This window comes from Bacillus sp. SJS, from assembly GCF_000732485.2.
In the GTDB taxonomy this organism is placed as follows: domain Bacteria; phylum Bacillota; class Bacilli; order Bacillales; family Bacillaceae; genus Metabacillus_B; species Metabacillus_B sediminis.
The window spans coordinates 67,797-75,469 of the sequence record NZ_JAQV02000013.1 but is presented as its reverse complement, the minus strand read 5'-3'; the positions used below and the strand labels follow the sequence as shown (position 1 = coordinate 75,469).

Below are 7,673 nucleotides of genomic sequence, written 5' to 3'. Positions count from 1 at the left end.
AAAAAAAACGAAATCTAGGCACCCTTAGCTTCGTGTTGTCTTTTTCAAGAAGTTATTTTCAGGGTAGCTTTAAAAAGTGAAATATAGAATGCCTCCCCATCCTGTGTGAATAGACTGTTTTTAGGACTAGCCGCATAGGAGTGAAATGATATGGAGGATGGATTATTAGCGATACTCACACCGCTCGTTTTAGGCATCAGCTTAGCTGCACCATTAGGACCGGTTAAGCTTGAGATGATAAAAAAAGGAATGACAGGAGGCTTCTGGCCCTCTTGGCTTACAGGAATCGGAGCACTCACAGCGGATTTATTTTATATGGGATCCATCGCTGCCGGGTTGCTCCCGTTATTCAAGCATCCTGCTGTATCCTTCTTTCTAATGGCAGCAGGGGCTGTACTTCTTTTCAGGCTTGGCGCAAAAAGCATTCTAGTCTTTTTTAGAAAGGATGCCCTCATCAAATTATCAGAAACAGGATCATACTCTCTCCCTCATTGCTTTTTAACCGGGTTCCTGATCGCTTTTGCCAACCCCTTTAATTTCCTTTTTTGGTTCGGAATTTATGGTGCTGCCATTTCCCGATTTTCACCTTCAGCGGAATGGACGCACATACTGGGATACAGCTTTTTCATTATTCTTGGGATCTTTCTTTGGAACTTGAATGTGGCGCTCACGGTTCATTTTGGAAGAAATCTTATTTCTGACAACATGATGAAAAAAATAAGCTTTGCTGCCGGACTGATGCTCATTGCATTTTCTTTTAAGCTTGTATGGGATTTTTTTCATGCATTTAGTTAGAGGGATTTACCTGTTTCCTGCAGGTTCATGCCAGTATGAATTAAAGAGCATTCCTCCTAATATCTATGTATGAATCCAGCGCCCAGCCCCAGCACTATGAAAGGGATTGAGTGTTCCATGTCCACACTTTTTCGGCATTTAAAACCAAATGTTCACTTTAATAACCGTAATGGCTGGAATCAAAAAGCCCGATTCACCTCAGAAAGGGATGCTAAAGGATGCAGATGCAGCAAGCACCATCTTTTTCATTCTCAAACTAGTTCCCTGCCTATTGAGCGGGGAACTAGGTGAAACCATAGCTTCAATTTTTACGTCTAATTGGTTATAGGTCTATAAACAGCTTTTTTTCTCACAAAAATGAAATGGATTGTGGTAGGATGATAGATAGTGTTTAAGCAGGCTGGAATCAATATTCTTGCGGAAACTTTTGTCAATCAGCGCTGTATCTTCCATTCCTTAACAGCTTCTATAGTGCACTAATTTTGAGGGATGGCTGTCCTTTGCGGGGTTACAGAATAAGGACAAATTTTCGATAAACGACACAAACACCTTGAAGAAGTCATGATACAGGTATTCCCATAAAGAGGATTAAGAAAGGTGATAGGATTGCAGCGTTTTAAGGAAAGCTTTTTTGACAGTAATTTGGTAATGGTATTAATTTTAATTATGTGTTCAAGCTGTATTGCCATATACAGTGCGCAAAGCCATGGTCAGTACAATGAGAATTTTCTAATCAAACAAATATTATGGTTTGCTATAGGTGCTATTATCATTGCAGGAGTTTTAACATTCGACTTTGAACAAATTGAGAGACTTACTCCATTTCTCTATGGCTTCGGATTGCTGATGCTCGTATTAATCCTGGTTGCTCCTGCCAGTCTGGTTCCCGAGATAAATGGAGCCAGAGCATGGTTTAAAATTCCAGGAATTGGTTCAGTCCAGCCTTCCGAATATATGAAGATATTCGTCATACTGATGCTCTCGTATATAACGAAAAAACACAGCGAATCACATGAAATGGGCGATATATACAGCGATTTAAAGTATCTTTTAAAAGTCGGAATAACCTCAGGCGTCCCCATCCTTTTAATTCTGAAGCAAAATGATTTCGGAACATCACTGGTTATTTTAGTTATTACAGGGACGGTTATTTTCGTTTCGGGTATCAGCTGGAAAATAATTAGCGTGATCGTGGGATTTGCCGTTACTGCTGTCTCCACCCTTGTCTTTTTATTTCTATATAAAATGGACTGGCTGCTGCTTTTTGTGGATCAGTATCAAGTAAATCGAATCTATGCATGGCTGGATCCGGCAAAATACGGCTCGGATATCAGCTATCAGCTGAAACAATCCATTACCGCAATTGGTTCCGGTATGATCTCTGGAAAAGGCATCGGCGGCGGCGAGGTCTATATTCCGGAAGCACATTCTGATTTCATCTTTACAATGATCGGAGAGGAATTTGGGTTTATAGGAGCTTGTATTGTCGTTTGTTTATATTTCATCCTCATTTATCGAATTGTCATCATCGGGTTTAATCAAATGAAAAACATGTTCGAATTATATATTTGCGTGGGTATGATTGGTTTGATTATGTTCCACGTATTTCAAAACATCGGCATGGTAATAGGACTTCTCCCTATTACAGGAATTCCCCTCCCTTTACTAAGCTATGGGGGAAGTTCGGTGCTGGCAACGATGTTCGGTCTTGGATTGATTCTGAATATCTCTTATCAGCAAAAACGTTCAATGTTTTCAGGAGATAATTAAATCGTAAAAAGGCAAGCAGCCCCCGTTCATTCAATGAACGGGGGCTTTTTGTATGCTGCTTCAGACATAGGTACCTAAAAGTAACGTATAGTCTTTTATTGCACTAGGCACTATACTTATCATATAAGCATTATAAAAAGGCGGTGTGACGAATGAAAAAATACAATATACCTGTTGAAGCAGCACTCGAGGTGATTGGCGGAAAGTGGAAGGTAGTTATACTTTGCCACCTTATTAAAGCGAAACGGAGGACCGGTGAACTAAAACGGCTGATGCCCGGAATTACGCAAAAGATGCTGACTCAGCAGCTTCGTGAGCTGGAAGATGACGGTGTCATTGAAAGAAAAGTTTATAATCAAGTGCCTCCAAAGGTTGAATACTTCCTTACTGACTACGGCTGGTCTCTTAAGGAAATTCTTGATTCGCTGTGTGCCTGGGGAGAACAGCATATTGAACGCGTCTACCCTGATAAGAGCGAAGTGCTTATGCCGGAAGCAGAAGAAGAACTCCATATCCATTGAAAAAGGATGGCCCGCATAAGGCCATCCTTTTCGTGCTTTAACAATACAGGGATCATCAAAGAATGCTTCCTTAATGAAATTAAAGTGAAAACCGCTTAAGCTATTTGCCCATGCGATGATAAGTCAGCCTCTGTTCTTTAAAGGCCGGGTGCCCTCCTGTTCCATTTCGTTATTAAGCAGCCTTGCATAAATTCCTTCTCTTTCAAGCAATTCTTTATGAGTACCTCTTTCAGCAATGATGCCTTTGCACAACACAAATATTTCGTCTGCCTGACAGACCGCTTCAACAGAATCATCCAAAATTATGATTGCTCTGCTGCCTTTCATTCCTTTAATGCCCCGATAGATTTTTTGTCTAGTCTGAATGTCCACTTCACTTGCAGCATCATCCAGTATAAGGATACCCGGATTTACACATAGTGACCTCGCAATTGCAAGACGCTGCATTTGACTATTCGAAAACCCCGAGCCCAGAAGAACCGTATTATATTGTTCAGGCAGTTCCATGATAAAATCATGCGCATGAGCAAGCTTTGCAGCCTCTATAATCTCACTCATAGGTGCCTCAGGTTTTGAAAAGGCAATATTTGCTTTTACGGTATCTGCAGTTAATGATGAATATTCAAAAACCGCGGCAATCGATGCAGCCGGAGGCTTTTGATTCAGCTCTTCACCATCAAACGTTATCCGTCCCCGTTCAGGAGTATAAAACCCGGTCATCAAATGGGCCAGCGTTGTTTTTCCAGACCCGGATTTTCCAATTATTCCAATGGTTCTTCCCGGGGTCATCATAAATGATATCGCATTGACCGCGTGCATGCTGTTTTGGCTGTAAGAAAAAAACACTTCTTCAAGTTGCATATATCCCCTTCTCAATCTTGGAGTCAAAGCCTGGGAAGCCTGATTAGAGGACCTCAATACCTTGAGCAGCCTGCCGGAAGATGATTCTGCCAAATGCATTTGAGTAAGCTCGTTGCAAAAGACCGGTAAAAAATACAGGATCATGCCCCATAAAACCATTACTGCTATGAATTTTCCTATTTCCAAAATACCCGTCCAGGCAATAAGTCCCCCGCACACAAAGAAAAAGCCTGCCCATAGAATTTCTGCATACGTTAAGCGGCTGCGGCGAGGAAGAAATGCATTCAGGCCGGTCCAATCATCATTCGGCTTACTGATTAAGGAATCGAACTCGTTTCGTTGTTTATGAATCAAAGCCTTTTCCGACTGATACAATACAAATCCCCAAGCCGGGAGAACAATCAATGCCGAAAGGAAGAGAGGAACGGAATACATAAACATAACAACCAGATACATGGCGGATAAAAGAAGGAAATGAATGAGCTTAAAGATCCCTTCCGAAAAAAATAACCGGATTCTGTATACATCCGATTCGAAATCTGCCATTAGCTGATCTACCCGTTTTTCATCAAAAGAATGGCAGGAAGACTCCCTTAGCTTCTTATACATTTCCGAATTAAGAGTTTCTGCTATTTTTACCCCTTGCCTGTTGCGCTTTTTTTGTGAAGAGCCCAAAATAGGCAGCCAACGATCAGGATCCCTGCCATTGATCCAGCTGTCCCAGCAGATATCGAAGCATGATGATCTAATAGATTATCAGCAACCTGCTCCAGGAGGATAAGTGAGCTTAAGATGAAGCACTGAAGAAGAAACAAAAATAAACTGGGCAGATAAAAATTTCTTTTATAGATACCGCAATAATAAGCTAGTTGTTTAAAGTCATTCATTGATTCATCCCCGATCTTGCTGAAAGCAAACTGCCATATTTTTCAATGTACACAATAATATATCGGTATACAGTGAAATTAGCCAGACCATTCGATGAAATTCTTTAATTCACGACCTACGATGCAGGCTATCTTTCATATAAATGATCTGCCCCCGCAATATTTCCGCAAAAAAAAACATGCAGCGCCACGCTGCATGTTTCGTTTTATTTCAACCTTTTATTCCATTCCGCTGCGGTATTTACCGCTGCATCATCATTCAAAACCTCACCTGGTTTATTTCCCTCACCAATCAAATACCCGTTAAATTCCATTCCCATATACTCCATTATCAAGGAAAACTGCTGTACAAGAGGCAGGGCTTTTAATTTGGGTTTGTCTCCGCCCGCGATGATTACTATGCCTCTCTTGCCTTTAACAAGCTCTTTAAAGGAATATCGTTCATCCCTCAAGCTTTGAGACCATCTGTCAACAAATGTTTTCATTAATCCGGACATCCCATACCAATATAGAGGGGTGACAAACACCACAAGATCCGCGTCCATAAACCTTTCGATGACTTCATCATAATCATCCTCCACCGGTTTAAAGCCTTCTGCTTCATGGCGTCCATCCTCGATTGGCATTATTTGATAGTCTTTAAGCCAGACAGAATGATGATTGATACCTTCCAATACTTTCTCTGCCAGCAGATGAGAATTCCCTTCTTTTCTTGAACTTCCATAGATAGCTAATATCTTCATACTCAATCTCCTGCTTTCTTTTTTGCATCCTGTAAAAGGCCGCGTATCACATCCGTTTTCGCCTCTGCATAGCGATTCCCATGTGACCATTCGTGCATGCTCAAATCTTTTTTCACTTTTGCATAAATGTCTCTTGCAGCATCGTTCCTCTTTAAATACTCTCTGAAAAGCAAGTGCTCATTCCACCACTCCGATTCAATGGGAACAATGTGAAGATGACTGGAACGATTCTTATGGACGACTTCTCCGGGTTGAACACCCTTTTTCGCGCCTATGAAGAATCGCCTAAACGGGATTTGCTCATTGTATACCGGCATATAGAAGAATTCCGTACCTTCCAGCAGTCCTGCTGAAACATCCAGTTCAGCTTCTTCTTTTAAACCGACCATAATATCAATGATAGGTTTTGCACATAATCCGGGTACGGCCGTGCTTCCAATGTGCTCAATTTCTGGTGCAAGAGGGGCTAGCAGGTGCTCAAGCCGCTCCTTAAGCATTAGGAACTCTTCTTGCCAGCTTCTCTGGTAGGGAATAAGTTCAATTCTCATCGTTTTATATATCCTTCATTAAGCTTCCATACATTTACTGACTGAGCACAAACTTTCCCGCCAATTGAAAATAACTTAATAGCAGTGCTGGTTCCCTCTGGATAAATTCTAGAAGTCATAACCGCTTCTCCCTGGTTTGCAAATATCTCTGCCGATGAACGGTCCAAAAAAATATGAAGCTTGATCCTCTCAGGTCTCAACAGGTCCGCTTCACGAATTCCCCCGCCAGGACCCCTGCCGCTCTTCTCCCTGTTCAGAGTAAGCTTAGAAGATGTCAGGTCAACTGTTACAACCGTCTCCTCTTCAGCACCGCATCTCAGCTTTATTCCGAATGCCTTGAGGTGCGGATCTTCGACTGCAAATTCAACTATGATTTCAGCCATATCAGCAAATCCAATCGTACATTCTTCTTCAACTGTAATCTCTTGCAGGGAAACTTTTTTTTCACCTCTAAGAGATTCAAGCTCCGCAATCGGATTCATAAGCACGCGTCCTTCTTTGCTTAGTGAAAGAACCCGGGGTATGGTTAACGCACCCGCCCATCCATCGCATTTTGATGGCATTTCCTGTTCCCACATATCCATCCAGGCAATTAGGATGCGTCTTCCGGTATCATCCAGAAATGTTTGGGCTGCATAAAAGTCATGCCCCTTATCAAGCTCCTCAAAATGACCATAGTCATACTTCAGCGTTTCATAGGAAAAGTCCCCAACAAAATAGCCAGTCTGCTTTAAATTGGCATAGAGAGGCCCCTCCTGTTCCATTCCTTCAGGAGAGATGAGAAGAACACGTCTCCCCCCCAGTTCAAACAAGTCAGGGCATTCCCACATAAACCCCAGGTTTTCATTCCTATTTTCAGCCAGGACTCCGCAATATTCCCAGTCGGTCAATTTTTCTGAACGGTAAAGAACCACCTTGCCTAACCCATCTTTTTGTGTGCCAAGCACCATATACCAAAATGAACCCTCTTTCCACACTTTAGGGTCTCTGAAGTGACTTGATCCATCTTCAGGCACAAATTCCAAAACAGGATTTTGAGGGTCCTTAGTAAAGGAAATTCCATCTTCGCTTCTCGCTATACACTGAACCTGCTTCAGTTCCTTTTGCTGATCATCCAGCCATACATTCCCGGTGTATATTAGAGTTAACAACCCATCTTCCTCTACAGCACTTCCTGAAAAGCATCCATCACGGTCATACTCCTCAAAGGGCGCCAGAGCAATCGGAAGCTGTTCCCAGTGAACAAGATCCTTGCTTTTCACATGCCCCCAATACATCGGGCCCCAATCCTCTCCAAAAGGATGATGCTGATAAAACACATGATATTCTCCCTTAAAATGAATTAATCCGTTAGGATCATTGATCCAATTAGAAGGGGCACTAATATGATAGCCAAGTCTATGTGAACTCTCTCTAATCGCTGCTCCTTTTTCAGAAACCGCTGCATCTGCTGATTGAATCTTCCTTATGTAATCCTGATTCAATTTAAAATCCCCCTATTAAAGCGCTATCATTTCAATGCTGATATCATCAATCATCGCATGTATG

The 7,673-nt window shown here is 41.9% G+C and carries 8 protein-coding genes; 3 read left to right on the top strand and 5 right to left on the bottom strand.

Annotation, left to right across the window (positions count from 1 at the left end):
- Positions 1-150 precede the first annotated feature (150 nt).
- From AS29_RS06880 to AS29_RS06870, 3 genes are all read left to right on the top strand, one after another.
- Positions 151-795, top strand: a complete 645-nt coding sequence (locus AS29_RS06880; protein ID WP_051860467.1) for a LysE family translocator — start codon at positions 151-153, stop codon at positions 793-795.
- A gap of 597 nt (positions 796-1,392) precedes the next feature.
- Positions 1,393-2,565 (top strand): FtsW/RodA/SpoVE family cell cycle protein, encoded by a 1,173-nt coding sequence (locus AS29_RS06875; RefSeq protein ID WP_331712018.1) that lies wholly within the window; start codon positions 1,393-1,395, stop codon positions 2,563-2,565.
- A 152-nt stretch (positions 2,566-2,717) separates the two neighbouring features.
- Positions 2,718-3,086, top strand: coding sequence for a winged helix-turn-helix transcriptional regulator (locus AS29_RS06870; protein WP_035403879.1), 369 nt, complete (start codon positions 2,718-2,720; stop codon positions 3,084-3,086).
- Between the two features lie 123 nt (positions 3,087-3,209).
- On the opposite strand, the gene AS29_RS06865 is transcribed toward AS29_RS06870, so the two are convergent.
- From AS29_RS06865 to AS29_RS06845, 5 genes are all read right to left on the bottom strand, one after another.
- On the bottom strand, positions 3,210-4,556 hold the full coding sequence (locus tag AS29_RS06865; protein ID WP_035403877.1) for an ATP-binding cassette domain-containing protein: 1,347 nt from the start codon (positions 4,554-4,556) through the stop codon (positions 3,210-3,212).
- 26 nt (positions 4,557-4,582) lie between these two features.
- Positions 4,583-4,834, bottom strand: a complete 252-nt coding sequence (locus AS29_RS06860) for a hypothetical protein (RefSeq protein WP_035403875.1) — start codon at positions 4,832-4,834, stop codon at positions 4,583-4,585.
- A gap of 206 nt (positions 4,835-5,040) precedes the next feature.
- Positions 5,041-5,577, bottom strand: coding sequence for a flavodoxin family protein (locus AS29_RS06855; protein WP_035403873.1), 537 nt, complete (start codon positions 5,575-5,577; stop codon positions 5,041-5,043).
- A 2-nt stretch (positions 5,578-5,579) separates the two neighbouring features.
- The gene (locus AS29_RS06850; protein WP_051860466.1) at positions 5,580-6,125 is read right to left on the bottom strand and encodes a GrpB family protein; all 546 of its coding nucleotides are present in this window, start codon (positions 6,123-6,125) and stop codon (positions 5,580-5,582) included.
- Positions 6,122-7,594 carry a glycoside hydrolase family 32 protein gene (locus AS29_RS06845; protein ID WP_035403880.1) on the bottom strand — a complete coding sequence of 491 codons (1,473 nt, stop codon included), beginning with the start codon at positions 7,592-7,594 and terminating at the stop codon, positions 6,122-6,124. The genes AS29_RS06850 and AS29_RS06845 overlap by 4 nt, the downstream gene beginning before the upstream one ends.
- Positions 7,595-7,673: the final 79 nt, after the last annotated feature.

Excerpts from the sequence above, each read along its gene's own strand:
- AS29_RS06855 (WP_035403873.1), bottom strand. The coding sequence starts at position 5,577 with ATGAAGATATTAGCTATCTATGGAAGTTCAAGAAAAGAAGGGAATTCT.
- AS29_RS06865 (WP_035403877.1), bottom strand. The coding sequence starts at position 4,556 with ATGTATAAGAAGCTAAGGGAGTCTTCCTGCCATTCTTTTGATGAAAAA.
- AS29_RS06860 (WP_035403875.1), bottom strand. The coding sequence starts at position 4,834 with ATGAATGACTTTAAACAACTAGCTTATTATTGCGGTATCTATAAAAGA.
- AS29_RS06850 (WP_051860466.1), bottom strand. The coding sequence starts at position 6,125 with ATGAGAATTGAACTTATTCCCTACCAGAGAAGCTGGCAAGAAGAGTTC.
- AS29_RS06880 (WP_051860467.1), top strand. The coding sequence starts at position 151 with ATGGAGGATGGATTATTAGCGATACTCACACCGCTCGTTTTAGGCATC.
- AS29_RS06870 (WP_035403879.1), top strand. The coding sequence starts at position 2,718 with ATGAAAAAATACAATATACCTGTTGAAGCAGCACTCGAGGTGATTGGC.